At 40.0% G+C, this 16,518-nt stretch carries 13 protein-coding genes; 5 read left to right on the forward strand and 8 right to left on the reverse strand.

All coding sequences use genetic code 11. The features are described from left to right. Positions 1 to 257 precede the first annotated feature (257 nt). Entirely contained in the window at positions 258 to 1,538 is a 1,281-nt protein-coding gene (gene brnQ / locus H9565_RS01300; protein ID WP_215436510.1) for a branched-chain amino acid transport system II carrier protein, read from the forward strand. A gap of 27 nt (positions 1,539 to 1,565) precedes the next feature. Here brnQ and H9565_RS01305 read toward each other — a convergent pair whose 3' ends face one another. Continuing rightward, positions 1,566 to 2,858, reverse strand: coding sequence for an aminopeptidase P family protein (locus H9565_RS01305; protein ID WP_215436513.1), 1,293 nt, complete (start codon positions 2,856 to 2,858; stop codon positions 1,566 to 1,568). A gap of 367 nt (positions 2,859 to 3,225) precedes the next feature. Here H9565_RS01305 and H9565_RS01310 point away from each other — a divergent pair, with 367 nt between their 5' ends. Continuing rightward, positions 3,226 to 6,090 carry a beta propeller repeat protein gene (locus H9565_RS01310; RefSeq protein ID WP_215436516.1) on the forward strand — a complete coding sequence of 955 codons (2,865 nt, stop codon included), beginning with the start codon at positions 3,226 to 3,228 and terminating at the stop codon, positions 6,088 to 6,090. A gap of 388 nt (positions 6,091 to 6,478) precedes the next feature. Here the strand turns inward: H9565_RS01310 and H9565_RS01315 are convergent, their stop codons facing one another. The 5 genes from H9565_RS01315 to H9565_RS01335 form a co-directional block, all read right to left on the reverse strand. After that, complete coding sequence (locus tag H9565_RS01315; protein WP_215436519.1) at positions 6,479 to 7,024, reverse strand: type 1 glutamine amidotransferase domain-containing protein; 546 nt, start codon at positions 7,022 to 7,024, stop codon at positions 6,479 to 6,481. Between the two features lie 92 nt (positions 7,025 to 7,116). After that, a complete protein-coding gene (locus H9565_RS01320; protein ID WP_215436522.1) occupies positions 7,117 to 7,587 on the reverse strand; it encodes a very short patch repair endonuclease in 471 nt (156 codons plus the stop codon). A gap of 88 nt (positions 7,588 to 7,675) precedes the next feature. Next, positions 7,676 to 8,422 carry a succinate dehydrogenase/fumarate reductase iron-sulfur subunit gene (locus H9565_RS01325; protein WP_215436524.1) on the reverse strand — a complete coding sequence of 249 codons (747 nt, stop codon included), beginning with the start codon at positions 8,420 to 8,422 and terminating at the stop codon, positions 7,676 to 7,678. 6 nt (positions 8,423 to 8,428) lie between these two features. Then, positions 8,429 to 10,432: a fumarate reductase/succinate dehydrogenase flavoprotein subunit gene (locus tag H9565_RS01330; RefSeq protein WP_215436526.1), complete on the reverse strand. Its 2,004-nt coding sequence runs from the start codon at positions 10,430 to 10,432 to the stop codon at positions 8,429 to 8,431. 2 nt (positions 10,433 to 10,434) lie between these two features. After that, positions 10,435 to 11,103 carry a succinate dehydrogenase cytochrome b subunit gene (locus tag H9565_RS01335; protein WP_215436528.1) on the reverse strand — a complete coding sequence of 223 codons (669 nt, stop codon included), beginning with the start codon at positions 11,101 to 11,103 and terminating at the stop codon, positions 10,435 to 10,437. A gap of 259 nt (positions 11,104 to 11,362) precedes the next feature. Here H9565_RS01335 and H9565_RS01340 point away from each other — a divergent pair, with 259 nt between their 5' ends. Together H9565_RS01340 and H9565_RS01345 are read left to right on the forward strand one after the other, a co-directional pair. Further along, complete coding sequence (locus tag H9565_RS01340; RefSeq protein WP_215436530.1) at positions 11,363 to 12,253, forward strand: RimK family alpha-L-glutamate ligase; 891 nt, start codon at positions 11,363 to 11,365, stop codon at positions 12,251 to 12,253. 41 nt (positions 12,254 to 12,294) lie between these two features. Further along, positions 12,295 to 13,284, forward strand: a complete 990-nt coding sequence (locus H9565_RS01345) for a succinylglutamate desuccinylase/aspartoacylase family protein (protein WP_215436532.1) — start codon at positions 12,295 to 12,297, stop codon at positions 13,282 to 13,284. Positions 13,285 to 13,546: 262 nt separating this feature from the next. Here the strand turns inward: H9565_RS01345 and H9565_RS01350 are convergent, their stop codons facing one another. Continuing rightward, the gene (locus H9565_RS01350; protein ID WP_215436535.1) at positions 13,547 to 13,936 is read right to left on the reverse strand and encodes a DUF2721 domain-containing protein; all 390 of its coding nucleotides are present in this window, start codon (positions 13,934 to 13,936) and stop codon (positions 13,547 to 13,549) included. Positions 13,937 to 13,938: 2 nt separating this feature from the next. Continuing rightward, on the reverse strand, positions 13,939 to 14,913 hold the full coding sequence (locus tag H9565_RS01355) for a ThuA domain-containing protein (RefSeq protein ID WP_215436536.1): 975 nt from the start codon (positions 14,911 to 14,913) through the stop codon (positions 13,939 to 13,941). Between the two features lie 111 nt (positions 14,914 to 15,024). Between H9565_RS01355 and H9565_RS01360 the strand changes: the two genes are divergently transcribed. Then, positions 15,025 to 16,182, forward strand: a complete 1,158-nt coding sequence (locus H9565_RS01360) for a methionine aminotransferase (RefSeq protein ID WP_246560172.1) — start codon at positions 15,025 to 15,027, stop codon at positions 16,180 to 16,182. Positions 16,183 to 16,518 lie beyond the last annotated feature (336 nt).

Raw genomic sequence — 16,518 nt, forward strand, 5'->3', positions numbered from 1 at the left:
AAGGTCTTACGATTGTGCCGTTTTTTCGATGAAATACATTTTATTCGATGAACAACACCTTAATATCGGCTTCCCGTACATTTGTTATCAGGTGAATTTACGGTATCTTTCCGCGATTTTATGTTAGGACTAGTACATCTTGTTTTTTAGCTTGCCGTTCGTCGATCTCGATGAATGACCATCTAAATTTTCGATGAAGTACAACAATCCAATAGACAAATAGAAATGGTTCATCTTTGTATTTCTAATTACGTTTTATGCTAACAAAGGAAACTAGAGAGGTACTGGTTACCGCTTTTGCATTGTTCTCATTATTCTTTGGGGCCGGTAACCTCATACTACCTCCACTTCTAGGCAACAAAGCCGGAAATCTATGGTGGTTGGTGGCTTTGGGGTTTTGTGCTTCCGCGGTACTCATTCCCATTATGGGCATTATGGCACATGCCAAATTACAGGGGACAATTTTTGACTTTGGAAAAAAAGTTTCACCCGCTTTTAGTCTCATCTACTCTTTACTTATCTACGCGATTTCCATAAGCCTGCCCTCACCACGTACGGCAGCGGTTACGCATGAGATGGCCATTCAGCCCTTTTTTGATTCACCTCCACTGTTAACCAGTATTATATATTTTGCGCTTGTTTTTGTATTTGTCATTAACCGTTCTCAAATACTGAATATTCTAGGAAAGCTTTTGACCCCAGCTATAATTTTGATTTTGTTCCTTATAATAGGTACGGCTATATTTTCCTATGATTTTACTTTTAGCGATACTGTATTTCAGAATCCGTTTTCAGATGGCATTCTTGAAGGTTACCAAACTTTTGATGCTATAGGCGCGGTTGTGGTGGGTGGCGTAATTATTATTTCAATCAACCTGAAGAAAAAAGATGCTACTTACGAAGAAAAGAAAGTTCTGATCAGACGTTCGGGCTGGTTAGCCGGACTCAGTCTGCTACTTATTTATACCGGACTCATCATTACAGGTGCTTTGATGCACGGCGAATTCAATGCAGATATTTCACGTACGGCCTTACTTAGTGGCATTAGCACCAAAACCTTGGGTAATACCGCCAATCTATTTTTGAGCATTCTGGTAAGCCTAGCCTGTTTTACCACCGCAGTGGGAATTGTAACCGGTACGGCAGATTTTATAAAATACAGGTTTCACGATTCACAAGCCGTATATTTAACTACCGCCATACTGGGTTGTATTTTAGGTGTGGTCATGGGCCAGTTTAATGTGGGGTACATTATTGCCGTTGCACTGCCCACACTAATGTTCATATACCCTATTACCATTGTGCTTATTCTTTTAAATATAGTGCCGGAAAAGTTTGCATCTGAAAAAGTATTCAGAGCAGTGGTTTTACTTACCGTAATTTTCAGTGTTCCGGATTTTTTAGGAAGTATTGGTTTTACCGAAGCCTTATCCGAGGTTCAAGGGTATATTCCTTTAAGTGGATATAGCCTGGGATGGGTATTGCCGGCAGGGGTGGCTTTTATAATGGTCAATCTTCTAGATAAATCACGGACATAAAACCACCCCTGTCAACTAATACATATTTTACTTATTCATCAACTCTTCAATTTCCTCCACTTCAATAGGAATGTTGGCCATTAAGTTAAACGGTTCTCCTTTTTCTTGAATCACCACATCATCCTCTATACGAATGCCCATTTTTTCCTCTGGGATATAGATGCCGGGCTCCACGGTAAAGACCATATTGGCTTCCATTGGTTGCTTCAGTTCCCCATAATCATGAGTATTTAATCCAATATGGTGACTGGTACCGTGCATGAAGTATTTTTTATAGGCGGGCCAGTCTTTATTTTCATTCTGAACATCGGCTTTATCCAATAGCCCCAAGCCTAAAAGTTCTGAAGTCATCAGTTTTCCACACTCTACATGATAGTCCGCCCAAATTGTTCCGGGTACCAGCATTTTAGTCGCTTCGTTCTTTACGCGCAGAACAGCTTCGTACACTTCTTTCTGTCGCGGGGTAAATTTTCCGTTAACGGGAATTGTTCTAGTCAGGTCTGAAGAATAATTGGCATATTCCGCCGCTGTATCCATCAAAATTAAATCGCCACTTTTACACTGTTGGTTGTTTTCAACATAATGTAGAACATTGGCATTATTACCCGACGCAATTATAGGTGAATACGCAAAACCCTTAGAACGGTTGCGAATAAATTCATGCAATAATTCCGCCTCTATCTCATACTCCCAAACACCGGGCTTTGTAAAGCTCAACACGCGACGGAACCCCTTATCCGTAATGTTACACGCCGTCTGCATCAGTTCTATTTCTTCGGGTTCTTTTACACCTCTTATCTTTTGTAAAATTGGATTGCTCTTAGCTACCTTATGTGCAGGGAACTTTTGCTTACAATCAATTATAAAGCGGTCCTCACGGGTTTGTGTTTCAACCGCTTGTCTGTAGTGCTCATTGGTATTAAAGTAGATGGTATCTGCCTCGGTCATCAAATCAAAAAATACCTTGTCAAAATCCTGTAACCAATAAATGGTTTCAATTCCCGAGACTTCCGTAGCTTTCTCTTTCGTTAGTTTTTCACCTTCCCAAACGGCAATATGGGCATTGGTTTCTCTTACGAAAAGTATTTCACGATGTTTCTTGGAAAGTGCGTCCGGGAAAAGAACCAATATCGTTTCTTCCTGATCCGCGCCACTTAAATAAAATAGGTCCCTATGCTGCTCAAAAGGCAAGGTGCTATCCGCACCTATTGGGTAAATATCATTAGAGTTAAAAACAGCAATACTTTTAGGTTGCATTGCGGCCATAAACTTCTTTCTGTTTTTAATAAAAAGACTACTCTTTATTTGATCGTACTTCATATCAATTTTGAATTTTATCAAAATTAATGATTTACAAGAACCCACAAATGGTAAGACCCCAAAGGTTTGTTAAAACCTTTGGGGTCCCTAATTAAAGTTGGTTATGTTACTTGTTTTAAAACCTGTGGTGAACAGGTCAAATATTTTACTGAAAAAGGACGTTTAAACTGGTTTTTAGCTTCATCCTCTTGAATAAATTAACAAAAATTTAAGTTAGGACACAACAGAAATTGTAAATTTTAACTGTTTCCTCGTTAACTGTTAGTATATGACGGTTTACTTGTAAGTTTTATCTGTATTTCTTAGGGTTAAGTGCAAATTATAACTCAGTTTTAGTAACTTTCCGTTACGTAGAAAACTGATTATCATGAGACTTTTTGGCCTATCCTTCCTCTTGCTTTTTTGGCTTACCGGCAACGCACAAAATATGCCTAGTTCATACGAAGCTGTTCAGCAAGGGCTTCAGCTTAAGAAGCAAATGGGTACCACTTCTTTAGTAAAGAACATCCCTTTAAAAAATATTGGTCCGTCTGTTATGAGCGGCAGGGTTGTTGATCTAGATGTTAATCCTGAAAATCCCATAGAATTTTATGTAGCGTATGCCAGTGGCGGGTTATGGTACACCAACAATAATGGAACTTCTTTTTCTCCTATAATGGATTCCTCGGAAACCCAGAATATTGGCGATATTGCCGTTCACTGGAAAACAGGCACAATTTGGGTGGGAACAGGCGAAAACAACGCCTCTAGATCCTCTTACTCGGGAGTGGGAATTTTAAAATCAATCGATCAAGGAAAAACATGGCAGAATGTTGGGTTAAAAGACTCCCACCACATTGGACGTATTCTTATAAATGACAACAACCCAAATGAGGTAGTTATAGGTGTTACAGGCCACTTATATTCACCAAATACCGAAAGAGGCGTCTACAAAACTACAGACGGTGGCAAGACATGGAAAAAAACATTGTTCATAAGTGACACGGCCGGGATAATAGATATTGCTCAGGTACCGGGCAATTTTAATATCCTTTACGCCTCCGCATGGGAAAAAGATAGAAAAGCATGGGATTTTCTTGGCAGTGGAAACGATTCGGGCATTTACAAAAGTAACGATAGCGGAAGTTCATGGACAAAAATCTCAAATGACGGAAGCGGTTTTCCTACCGGTTATGGGGTTGGCCGTATTGGGTTGGCCGTATTTGATGAAAACACGGTGTATGCTTTTCTAGACAATCAGGAACATCGGGAGAAAACTGAAAAGCCCGAAAAAAAATCCAATGAACTGTCAAAAGAAGATTTTAAGTCGATGTCTGAAATCGATTTTCTAAAAATTGATGACAAGAAACTGAACGCCTTTCTAAAAACAAATAATTTTCAGGAAAAATACCGTGCTGAAAATGTGAAACAAATGATTCGCAGCGGTGTAGCTAAACCGGCAGACATCACTAAATACCTGGAAAATGCGAATTCCGCTCTTTTTGACACGCCCGTAATCGGTGCAGAGGTATACCAGAGTAATGATGGAGGAAAATCATGGCAAAAACAAAACGAAGATTATATTGATGGTCTATTGTACAGTTACGGATATTATTTTGGTGAAATACGGGTAGACCCCAACGATGTAAACAAAATATATTTGGGAGGAGTACCCATAATAAAATCTGCAGATGGAGGCAAAACCTACACTTCTATAAACGGTGATAACGTACATGCCGATCACCATGCACTATGGGTCAATCCACATATGCCGGGCCATCTAATCAATGGCAATGACGGTGGTGTTAATATTTCTTATGATGATGGGGAAAACTGGATCAAGAACAACTCGCCCACAGTAGGCCAATTCTATGCGATAAATGTAGATAATCAAGAGCCCTATCATGTATATGGGGGTCTACAGGACAATGGGGTATGGGAAGGCGCCCATAATGCAGAGGAAAACAAAAAATGGCACCAAACGGGAGATTACCCGTGGAAATCCCTAATGGGAGGCGATGGTATGCAAATAGAAATAGATAACCGCAACCATAATACCGTCTACACCGGATATCAATTTGGTAATTATTACAGGATTAATAAGAACAGCGGAAAACGATACTATATTCAACCAAAGCATGAATTGGGCGAGGCTCCGTACCGGTTTAATTGGCAAACCCCAATTTTGCTTTCACCACACAACCAAGATATTCTTTACTTGGGCAGCAACAAACTTCATCGTTCCATGAATCAAGGAGATGATTGGGAAACGATATCGCCAGACCTTACCCACGGTGGAAAACGGGGCAATGTGGCCTACGGAACACTCACTACCTTATCGGAATCGCCTTTCTCCTTTGGCCTTTTGTACGCGGGAAGTGATGACGGACTCGTTTATGTTTCAAAGGATGGAGGAAGCAACTGGGAGAACATTTCAAAAAACATAGATGAAATTCAAACGGATGCCAAGCTTTGGGTGAGCCGTATTGTCGCGTCCAAACATAAAAAAGAGCGTGTATATCTCTGTTTAAACGGTTACAGGTGGGATGATTTTACACCTTATATTTTTAAAAGCGACAACTATGGAAAAACTTGGAAAACCATTGCAACTGGTATTCCTACGGCTGCGGTGAACGTAATTGTTGAAGACCCTGAAAACGAAAACCTTCTTTTTGTTGGAACCGATAATGGTCTTTACGTATCTTTTGATCAAGGGAGTTCTTGGGAGTTTTTTCAAAACGGAATGCCCAATGTGGCCGTTCATGATTTGGTAATTCAACCGGAAGCCAAGCATCTTTTAGTTGGTACGCACGGGCGAAGTATTTATAAAGCAGCTATTTCGGTTCTTCAAAAAATGACTCCTGAACTACTTAAAAAAGAGTTGGTGGTTTTTGGTTTGGAGAATATCAAACACTCTAAAAATTGGGGCAACCCGCCAAGCACTTGGGCAAAAGCTAGCACACCGGGTCTTGATATTACTTTTTATAGTGCTGAAGCCAATTCATTTGAAGCTGTTATTACCTCTGACCAAGGTGTAATTGTGAGTAAGGCGGAACTAAAAGCGGATAAGGGCCTTAATATACTTTCGTATGATCTAGCCTTTACAGATGCCGGAAAAGCAGCTTTTGAAAAAAAGAGCAAAACAAATCTAGAGACTGCAAAGGACGGAAAAATCTATTTGTCCAAAGGGAAATATACGGTTCAATTAAAAGGTAGCGGAAAATCTTCAGAAGTAACGTTTACTATTGATTGACCCAGAACACAGCGAAAAAAAAGAAAGCCCCATATCGGGGCTTTTCTTTTTAAGTAGGTTTTTAAACTTTCCGGTGGGGACCGGTATTTTCTATAAGCTTCTGTAGGTTAAGTAGCGGACTTGGGATTCGTTACTTGTTTCGGTTAAGTTCAAGAGTAGATTTGGGGTCATTACTATCACTTAATTACACTGTAAACTTACGGACGATTTCTCATTCGCCTAAATTATTGTTGTGAACTCATCCAAGTCTGTTGTGAAAAATACAAGCGGCTCATTTCACCGATGAAATGCTATCAAGCGCTAATTAAATTTCCTAAAGTCCGAAATAAAAAAAGCCCCTGCGAACTGCAGGGGCCATAATTTAATCACGGTTAGCTACACTTTATTCCTATGCGTGCTGTTCTTCGTGTTTACCTTCTTTAATTTCTTCTACCAGTTTTGAATTAAAGGCTGGTAAATCATCAGGATTTCTACTGGTTACAAACCCTTGGTCTACTACTACTTCCTCATCTACCCAGTTCGCTCCAGCGTTTACTAAATCGTCCTTAATAGAATTAAAACTAGTCATTTTACGGCCTTTTACAACGTCTGCACTAATTAGTGTCCAAGCTGCATGACATATGGCTGCTACGGGCTTCTCTTGCTTAAAGAAGTCTCTTACGAAAGTTAATACTTTCTCTTCTCTTCTCAGCTTATCAGGGTTAATAACACCGCCAGGCAACATTAGTGCATTATAGTCTTCCGCAGTTACTTGATCTATGGTTTTATCCACTTTGTATGAGTTAGACCAATTGCCATTGGCCCATCCTTTGATTTCCCCTGATTCCAGACTCACGATATCTACCTGAAAGCCTTCTTTTTCCATGGCTTCTTTTGGTGATTTTAATTCGCTTTCTTCAAATCCATTTGTAGCTAAAATTGCTATCCTCTTCATATGTATAATTTTTTAATGATTATTAATTTATTATACTGCAAGATACCGGTTAATAGCAGTTTGCATTGACGGAAAACAAATGGATACTTGCTCTATTGATAAGATTGCAAATGACGGATTACTTCAGTTAAACATCGATCAAGTTCCTTTTTAATTTCGGTTTCCCAAAATCGAAATACCTTATAACCTAAGCGCTCTAACTCTTCATTGACTTCCCCGTCCCGCTGAATGTTCCGTTCTATTTTAGCAATCCAAAATTCTCTATTGGTCTTTACCTTTGGTTTTCTTTCCTCCCAGTTGTGGCCATGCCAATACTCACCATCTATAAAAATGACGGTTTTATATTTTTTTAGGACGATATCCGGTTTACCGATCAACTTTTTGTAATCTATGCGATAGCGGTACCCGGCCGCATAAAGCGCCTTTCTAAATGCCAGTTCCGGTTTTGTGTTCTTGCCCCTGATTTTACTCATAATCTTAGAACGCTTGGGCGTAGTATAGAAACCCGATTCCTCGTTAAAACGGGGAACTTTAATTCGCTCTTTAGGATAGTCTTTGGGCATAGTTTAAAATAACAAAAAATCCCAAACTCCTAAAATAGGTGCTTGGGATTTTAAATATTATAAAGTGTGTTTAGTACTTGTATAAAGGTTATCCTTTTGTAGTAGCGCTTAAATATTCACGGTTCATACGGGCAATGTTCTCTAATGAAATTCCTTTAGGACATTCCACTTCACACGCTCCGGTGTTAGTACAGTTACCAAAACCTTCCAAATCCATTTGGCGTACCATATTTTGAACACGATCAACGGCTTCTACTTGCCCCTGGGGCAACAAAGCAAATTGCGATACTTTTGCCGATGTAAATAACATGGCGCTGGCATTTTTACAAGCTGCTACACATGCTCCACAACCAATACAAGTTGCTGCATCCATTGCTTCATCTGCCGCATGCTTGTTAATAGGAATAGCATTGGCATCTACCGTATTACCTGAAGTATTTACAGAGATATATCCACCAGCCTGTTGAATTCTATCAAAAGAACTTCTATCTACTACCAAATCATTGATAACCGGAAAGGCCGTTGCACGAAATGGCTCAATAACAATAGTATCGCCATCTTTGAACTTACGCATATGCAACTGACATGTAGTTACCAAACGGTCTGGACCATGAGGCTCACCATTTATTTGCAATGAACAAGCACCACAAATTCCTTCACGACAGTCATGGTCAAATTGTACCGGCTCGTCTCCTTTGTTGATCAGTTCTTCATTAAGAACATCCAACATTTCAAGAAAAGACATATCGCCTTCTATACCTTTAATAGGATAGTCTACAAGTTCACCTTTGGACTTAGCATCTTTTTGACGCCATATTTTTAAGTTAAGCTTCATAGCTATTTATTTATAACTTCTTGTCTTCAATTCAATATTCTCGTACACCAACTCCTCTTTATGCAACACGGCATCTTTAGGTTCTCCTTTGTATTCCCAAGCGGAAACAAATTTAAAGTTCTCATCGTCACGTAGCGCTTCACCTTCTGCAGTTTGGTATTCCTCCCTAAAGTGACCTCCACAAGATTCGTTTCTGGTTAGGGCATCTTTAGCGAACAATTCTCCTAGTTCCAAGAAATCTGCAACACGACCCGCTTTTTCAAGCTCTTGGTTCATGCCGTCTGCTTTTCCTGGTATTTTTACATTTGCCCAGAAATCGGCACGTAGTGCAGAAATTTCATCAATGGCTATTTGTAAATCTTTGGCGTTTCTGGCCATACCACACTTATCCCACATGATCTTACCTAGTTTCTTATGGTAATAATCTACAGAGTGCTGTCCGCTACCGGACATTAATTTGTTCAACCTTTCTTTAACCGCAGTTTCTGCAGCGTCAAACTCCGCAGAATCCGTTGGGATGGCTCCCGTTCTAATATCTTTGGATAGGTAATCTCCAATTGTATAAGGCAATACAAAATAGCCATCTGCAAGTCCTTGCATTAATGCGGAAGCCCCTAAACGGTTGGCTCCGTGATCGCTAAAATTAGCTTCACCTGCACAATAACATCCTTCTATAGTGGTCTGTAAGTTATAATCTACCCAAAGACCGCCCATGGTATAGTGAACCGCTGGGTAAATCATCATTGGGGTTTCATACGGATTCTCATCTACGATTTTCTCGTACATCTGAAAAAGGTTTCCGTATTTAGCCTCGATTACTTTTTTACCTAAGCGTGTAATTTCCTTGTCATCGGCATTTTTAATACCGTGTGTAAGCGCTTCCTCTTTACCGTAACGTTGAATTGCCGAAGCAAAATCCAAATAAACGGCCTCTCCCGTCTTGTTCACTCCAAAACCGGCATCACAACGTTCTTTGGCCGCACGTGAAGCCACGTCACGAGGCACCAAGTTTCCAAAAGCAGGATATCTTCGCTCTAGGTAGTAATCGCGATCTTCTTCTTTAAGCTGAATAGGTTTTAATTTCCCTTCCCTGATCGCAACTGCATCATCAATACGTTTTGGCACCCAAATACGACCGTCATTACGGAGCGACTCGGACATTAACGTTAATTTAGATTGATGGTCACCTGAAACCGGAATACAAGTAGGGTGAATCTGGGTAAAACATGGATTTGCAAAGAACGCTCCTTTACGGTGTGCTCTCCAAGCGGCCATTACGTTACTTCCCATAGCGTTGGTAGATAGGAAGAATACGTTTCCGTAACCTCCGGTAGCCAAAACCACGGCGTGGGCCGAATGACGCTCAATTTCACCGGTAACCAAGTTACGGGCAATGATACCTCTTGCTTTTCCATCAACAAGTACCAAATCCATCATTTCATGACGGTTGAACGATTGTATTTTACCTCTATTAATTTGTCTGTTCATGGCCGCATAGGCACCTAATAAAAGCTGCTGCCCTGTTTGTCCTTTTGCATAAAACGTACGCGACACCAGTACACCACCAAAAGAACGGTTGTCCAACAATCCACCATATTCTCTTGCAAAAGGAACCCCTTGCGCAACACATTGGTCAATAATATTGGCCGATTCTTCTGCCAAACGATAAACGTTGGCCTCACGAGAACGGTAATCGCCCCCTTTTATAGTATCATAAAAAAGACGGTAGGCACTATCGCCATCACCTTGATAGTTTTTTGCTGCGTTAATACCACCCTGAGCGGCAATAGAGTGCGCTCTACGCGGTGAATCTTGGTAGCAAAATGTTTTTACGTTATAGCCTAACTCTGCTAAAGTAGCAGCGGCAGAACCACCTGCAAGCCCAGTTCCCACAACTATAATATCAATATTACGTTTGTTGGCAGGGTTTACCAGGTTAATATCGTTTTTATGTTGGGTCCATTTAGCGGCCAATGGCCCTTTTGGAACTTTTGAATCCAATATGCCCATAATTAATGTGTTATTGGGTTAAAATGATGGTAAAGAGCGATAAAAATAAATCCTAATGGAATTACTATCGAGTATATTTTAGTGAAAGTCTGAATGCCTGCAGAGTACTTGTTGTTCACCCCTACCGACTGAAAAGACGAAGCAAAACCGTGCCATAGGTGCAATGATAACAGTACAAAAGAAATCACATAAAGAATAGTTCTCAAGAACGGCTCAAACTTTTCTACGGTTTCCGCATAGTAACGTGTTGGGTCTTCAGGATTTACCTCAATGTATTTGTATGCCATTTCGTGTACCCAAAAATCGTACAAGTGTAATCCAAGAAAAGCAAGGACCACCAAACCGGTTATGATCATGTTTCTGGACATCCAGGAAGAATTGGCTCCACCGTTGTACTTCTTGTACTTTACGGCTCTTGCCTTGTTATTCTTTAGTTCAAGTGCAATACCCATAACAAAGTGAACTACTACACCGGCTATAAGTACGGGCTGCAAGATGTACTGCACTAAACCATTGTAACCCATAAAATGCGACCACTCGTTAAAAGTATCGGGCGCAATTACCGAAGTAATGTTAATGACAAAGTGTTGCAAAAGAAAAAAGACCAAAAAAAGACCCGATAGGGCCATGACCACTTTTCGGGCTATCGAAGATTTTATCAATCCGCTCATTTTATAATAAGTTGGAGTTAGTTTAAAGACTGTAGACAAAATTAGGGCATAAGCTTGGCTTTAACAAACTTTGAGTCTCTTTAGTAAAGTATTTAGAAACGTTTTAAGCAAGGCCTTCACGCCTTTCTCCAGATTTTTCAACTTCCCGTTAGATTTTAAAATAGAATACTTTATTCTTCAATTTTTAACTTCCAGTTTCCGCATATCCATTTTTTGAACGATATTAAGGTCTTAAATTACCACAGACTTATATTTTAATATGGATATTGGCCTCCTTTCAGTTAGTATGAATGTCTACTCAACTAGTAGAATAGCAGACGAAGCCAAAAAATTAGGGCACTACATAGAATGGGTAGACCATACCCAATGTTCCGTAAAAATTAATACAGCCCAACCTCAGGTACTTTTTCGTCAAGAAAACATAATAGACGCTTTTGACGCTATTATACCCCGTATAGGCTCTAAGGTCACCAACCATGGCGTAGCCGTTGTTAAGCAATTTGAAATGAACAAAGTGTTCAGTACCGCGCACTCTACAGGTATTTATAAAGCAAGAAACAAGGCCAAAGCGTTACTTTTACTATCCAACAAAGGAATTCCCGTACCCGAAACCCTCCTTTCCATAGACCCGGATAATATTGAACAACAAATTGAACTTCTTGGCGGCGCACCCCTTATCATTAAACTAGAAGAAGGTACACATGGCCTTGGGGTTATTTTAGCGGAAACCAAAAAATCGGCAAAATCCATTATAGACACTTTTTACAAAATGGGAACCGGCATTTTTATGCAGGAGTTCATTGAGGAAAGTAAAGGCGAGGATATTCGGGTTTTTGTAGTTGGCAACAAGGTGGTGGCCAGTATGAAACGCACCAGCGGAAAAGACGAGTTTCGCTCCAATTTACACCGTGGTGGCAGCAGCCAAGCCGTAAAACTCTCCCCCAAAGAAGAAGCAATGGCAATAAATGCCACTAAATATATTGGTTTAGGCGTATCGGGCGTAGATTTGATACGTTCAAAAAAAGGTCCGTTACTTTTGGAGGTAAATGCTTCACCTGGATTGCAGGGCATTGAAGCAGCAACCGGAGTAAACGTTGCCAAAGAAATTGTACAGTTTGTAGAACAAAATTGCCTTAAGAGAAGACGATAACCTCTTATACTTCAAGAAAAAAAAGAACATCACAATACCAAATGGAAAACAACAAAACCATAACTATAGAAGGCGAAAGCGTTAAACCTGGAGAATCCAAATTATTAAATATTAGTATTGATAGGTTACCTACCGGGACTTTAATTGACATACCGGTGTATGTATTTAACTCAAAAAAACCGGGCCCTACACTCTTGGTACAAGCCGGCCTTCATGGCGATGAGATAAACGGTATTGAAATTGTACGGCGAATGCTGACCGAAAAACGATTCAATATTACCAGTGGTGCCGTAATTGCAGTGCCTATCCTAAACATTTTTGGATTTATCCATTATTCCAGGGATGTTCCTGATGGAAAAGACGTAAACCGAAGTTTTCCCGGTTCTAAAATTGGCTCCATGGCCGGCCGAATTGCATATCACTATACCTCAGCAATTCTATCTCAAGTAGATTATGGGATAGACTTGCATACAGGAGGAGGACAACGGCACAATTTTCCGCAAATAAGGTATACCGAAAAAGATGAGCAAAGCGAAGAACTGGCAAAGGTATTTAATGCTCCCATTTCCTTTTCATCCAAACTGATTAAGGGCTCCTTTAGGAATGCGGCCTTTCAAATGAAAATACCTACAGTGGTCTTTGAAGCAGGAGAAAGTATGCGGTTTGACAATCACGCTATTATTGAAGGAATGCAAGGTGTCCTGAACGTAATGAAGCACTTTGATATGATAGCAACTATTGAACCCAAATATATTGAACGGAACAATACGGTTCATTTGGGCAGCAGAAAGTGGTTACGGGCTCCTACCGCAGGAATGTTCGTTCCAAAAATAGAAAACGGCAGTAAAATCAAAAAAGGGCAGGTATTGGGTATCGTATCCGGACCCTATGCCAAACGGAGCAAAATAGTAAAAGCCCCATTCGACGGTTTGGTATTTTGCATCAATCACCAAGCGGTGGTCAATAGAGGTGATGCTCTTTTTCATATTGGCATGCCTACCAACAAAGGCGTCATACAAGCCGATAGATAAGGTTGGTGTTTATCCCATTTAAACTATGCTTCACCGACACATCAAAAAAGTTATCTCTCAGAATTTAAGAAACGCCTACAAAAAAACCAACTAAGCAGTTTGTAAGCTATCCCTCTAATCGGAAAAAGCCTATAATATATGACGTTCATCTATGATTGAACAACAAAAAACGGGACTTAACTTTAGCAGGAACATTTCCTTTTACACCTTTTACAAACTAGTTAGTCGGTTTCTTAACGTTTTAAAATCCGGCCGTGAATTTCTATTTTTCCATATCCTCTAGTTGAATTTCGAGGGCTTTTGTAGAGAGCTGAACCTCAATAAAAGAAAGCACCAAAGAAACCATAAGCGCCAAAAGACTAATGCCAAAAACCAGATTGGCCCAGAATCGCAATTCAACATAAATTAAACTCATGGTAATTACTGCCAATAAAAAACTGAATATTGCGGTGGCCTGCATATTCTTTATGATAGATAGGCGTTTACGTAGCTTTTTTACTTGCAAAGCAATAGTAGGTGACGCCGTTTCTTCATACTTCTGATGAAGTTGCCTGATTAATGCCGCAATAGCCAAGTACCTAGCATTATAGGCCAGCATAGTCAATGATATGGCAGGAAAAAGTAATGCAGGTATACTTAAGGTAAGTTCCATGATTATTTTACGAACTTTCTAGAGCTTGTTTTATCGGCTGTGGGAAAATCTTCAGGAATGGATTGCGTTACCTTACCCGTAGCTGCCCACTCAGCTCCTCTAAGCATACTGGTCATAAAGCCTACACATTCCACGGAATAATCTACGTGTCCCATAATATTATGGAATATACGGCCTTTACCATATTCCAAAGTCATAAGCGCAGGCTCATGTCTACCGGTCCCTTTATTTTCTGGCTCCGAATAAGCCGTAGCCAAAATGGTCATATTCTCCGCAGGACCACGTAAACTGTTATATAACTCATCTTTGGTATGCAACCACACTTTTGGCATTCCTTTGGTTATTGGATGGTCTTCCCTTATTTGAATCTGGTACTCACTTTGTGGACCGTGGGCACCGGCATTTCCGGGCGAATTATCACGTATAAGTTTACCGGCATCATTATAATATACGTAGGGTCCGTCTTTTTCCGTACGGTCTCCCCAACCGCCCAAACCGATCATTTGATTGTAGGCTTCCCATTCAGGAAAAGAATTATCAGCAGCATGGAAAACCACTAGTCCGCCTCCTTTTTTGATGTATTTTTCAAATTTCTTCTGAGTGGCTTCCGGCCATGGAGCGGCGTTCCACCCAAAATTACAAATGACCAAATCATACTTTGAAAAATCAGGATTGTAATTTGGGTCCATTTGTGGTTTCTCCTTTGCTTCCGTTTTTGGAAGATTTGCAATAGGAAACTCAGAAATAAACTCATCGCCTTTCCATGTAAATGCTGAACGAGCCACCTCAACAGTGAATAACCCTGTATTCTCCATTTCGGTCTTCAACATATACGTAATCTTGGGCCACTCACCATGGTTGTTTTGACCATCAACGATAAGCGTTTTTATCTTTTTTGATGAAGGTGTTTGGGAAAAAACGGTATTTGACACAAAAACCATAGAAAGTAATAAAACTAAAGTTCGAAAATTACGCATATCATATATTTTGGATGCATAAATATAAGGGATTGTAGTTAAGTTTGGAAAAAAAGAAAAAGTATGTGCCTTATAAAGTTGTAAATTGAAATCTTAACCTAACAGTACCGAATGACACCCTCTAATTTGAGATTTTCATCTAAACTTCCGAACGCAAAAACCACAATTTTCACTACGGTTGGAAATTTGGCGCGCAAACATAATGCGGTAGACCTCTCCCAAGGCTTCCCGAATTTTGAAGTAGATGATAAGTTAAAAAGTCTGGTTACGGATGCCATGCAAAGCGGACATAACCAATACGCCGCAATGCAAGGGTATTATGGCCTACGTGAAATCATCTCACAAAAGATTGAAACACTGCATAACAGATCATATCATCCCGAGACTGAAATTACCGTTACGGTAGGTGCTACACAGGCTATATTTACGGCAATCACTGCTTTTGTTAATCACGGCGATGAAGTAATTGTTCTGAAACCGGCATACGATTGCTACGAACCGGCCATTACACTTAATGGGGGAGTACCAGTTTATGTGCAATTAGATGCCGATGGTTACCGAGTGAATTGGCAAGAGTTTAAAAACAAGCTTTCCGACAAAACCCGGATGGTCATCATAAACACACCCCACAACCCCAGCGGACGCATTTTTTCTAAGGAGGATATGTTACAGCTACAAGACATTTTAAGACCGACCAATTGTATTGTTTTAAGTGATGAAGTATATGAACACATTGTTTTTGATGGAAACGAACACCAAAGTGCATCCCGTTTTGAAGATTTAGCACAACGTAGTTTTGTCTGCGCCTCCTTTGGCAAAACCTTCCATGTTACCGGATGGAAAATAGGCTATTGTGCCGCACCTGAGGAATTAATGCATGAATTTAGAAAAACACATCAGTTTGCAGTGTTCTGTGTTGACCATCCTGTACAACGTGCTATGGCCGCATATTTAAAAAATGAGGAACACTATTTGAGCCTACCTTCATTTTATCAGAAAAAACGAAACTTATTTTTGGATGGACTAAAGGATTCCAAATTTAGATTTAAACCTTCCCAAGGCACCTACTTTCAACTTTTAGATTATACCAAAATTACAAATGAGAATGATGAGGATCTGGCTAAGCGCTTGATTATTGATTACAAATTGGCCAGTATCCCTATCTCATCCTTTAATATGAAGAACAGGCAAGATGGTGTTTTACGGTTTTGTTTCGCTAAGAAAAACGAAACGCTGGAACGGGCCCTGGAAATCCTTAGGTTACTATAACCCAAATTTTACAATTCAAAAAAACAAGGCATAAAAAAAGCGGCCTTTGGGTGAGCCACTTTTTCTAATTTCTTTTTCAAAAGCTTTTACAGCATAAATAACTTTCTTGTCAGCATTACGATTCCGCTGAAAAAATCATTCTTGTACACTTGAATTTCTTCTGTAGTTCGGTTAATTTGGGCTTCCATAGGTTGTAAGTTTTGGTAAAATCGGATTTGGGATGCGACTTTCGATTAATAACACCATAAAAATAGCACCCAAGCCCTTGCTAAAAAAAAACTTGTTGTGAAGTAGCAATATTCTGTTGTAAAGGACTAAACAAGATGTATTTGCCTA

The sequence above is a fragment of the Zobellia russellii genome (assembly GCF_018728565.1).
GTDB classification, from domain to species: domain Bacteria; phylum Bacteroidota; class Bacteroidia; order Flavobacteriales; family Flavobacteriaceae; genus Zobellia; species Zobellia russellii.

Excerpts from the sequence above, each read along its gene's own strand:
- H9565_RS01355 (WP_215436536.1), bottom strand. The coding sequence starts at position 14,913 with ATGCGTAATTTTCGAACTTTAGTTTTATTACTTTCTATGGTTTTTGTG.
- H9565_RS01335 (WP_215436528.1), bottom strand. The coding sequence starts at position 11,103 with ATGAGCGGATTGATAAAATCTTCGATAGCCCGAAAAGTGGTCATGGCC.
- H9565_RS01360 (WP_246560172.1), top strand. The coding sequence starts at position 15,025 with ATGACACCCTCTAATTTGAGATTTTCATCTAAACTTCCGAACGCAAAA.
- H9565_RS01345 (WP_215436532.1), top strand. The coding sequence starts at position 12,295 with ATGGAAAACAACAAAACCATAACTATAGAAGGCGAAAGCGTTAAACCT.
- brnQ (WP_215436510.1), top strand. The coding sequence starts at position 258 with ATGCTAACAAAGGAAACTAGAGAGGTACTGGTTACCGCTTTTGCATTG.
- H9565_RS01310 (WP_215436516.1), top strand. The coding sequence starts at position 3,226 with ATGAGACTTTTTGGCCTATCCTTCCTCTTGCTTTTTTGGCTTACCGGC.
- H9565_RS01315 (WP_215436519.1), bottom strand. The coding sequence starts at position 7,024 with ATGAAGAGGATAGCAATTTTAGCTACAAATGGATTTGAAGAAAGCGAA.
- H9565_RS01325 (WP_215436524.1), bottom strand. The coding sequence starts at position 8,422 with ATGAAGCTTAACTTAAAAATATGGCGTCAAAAAGATGCTAAGTCCAAA.
- H9565_RS01330 (WP_215436526.1), bottom strand. The coding sequence starts at position 10,432 with ATGGGCATATTGGATTCAAAAGTTCCAAAAGGGCCATTGGCCGCTAAA.
- H9565_RS01350 (WP_215436535.1), bottom strand. The coding sequence starts at position 13,936 with ATGGAACTTACCTTAAGTATACCTGCATTACTTTTTCCTGCCATATCA.
- H9565_RS01340 (WP_215436530.1), top strand. The coding sequence starts at position 11,363 with ATGGATATTGGCCTCCTTTCAGTTAGTATGAATGTCTACTCAACTAGT.
- H9565_RS01320 (WP_215436522.1), bottom strand. The coding sequence starts at position 7,587 with ATGCCCAAAGACTATCCTAAAGAGCGAATTAAAGTTCCCCGTTTTAAC.
- H9565_RS01305 (WP_215436513.1), bottom strand. The coding sequence starts at position 2,858 with ATGAAGTACGATCAAATAAAGAGTAGTCTTTTTATTAAAAACAGAAAG.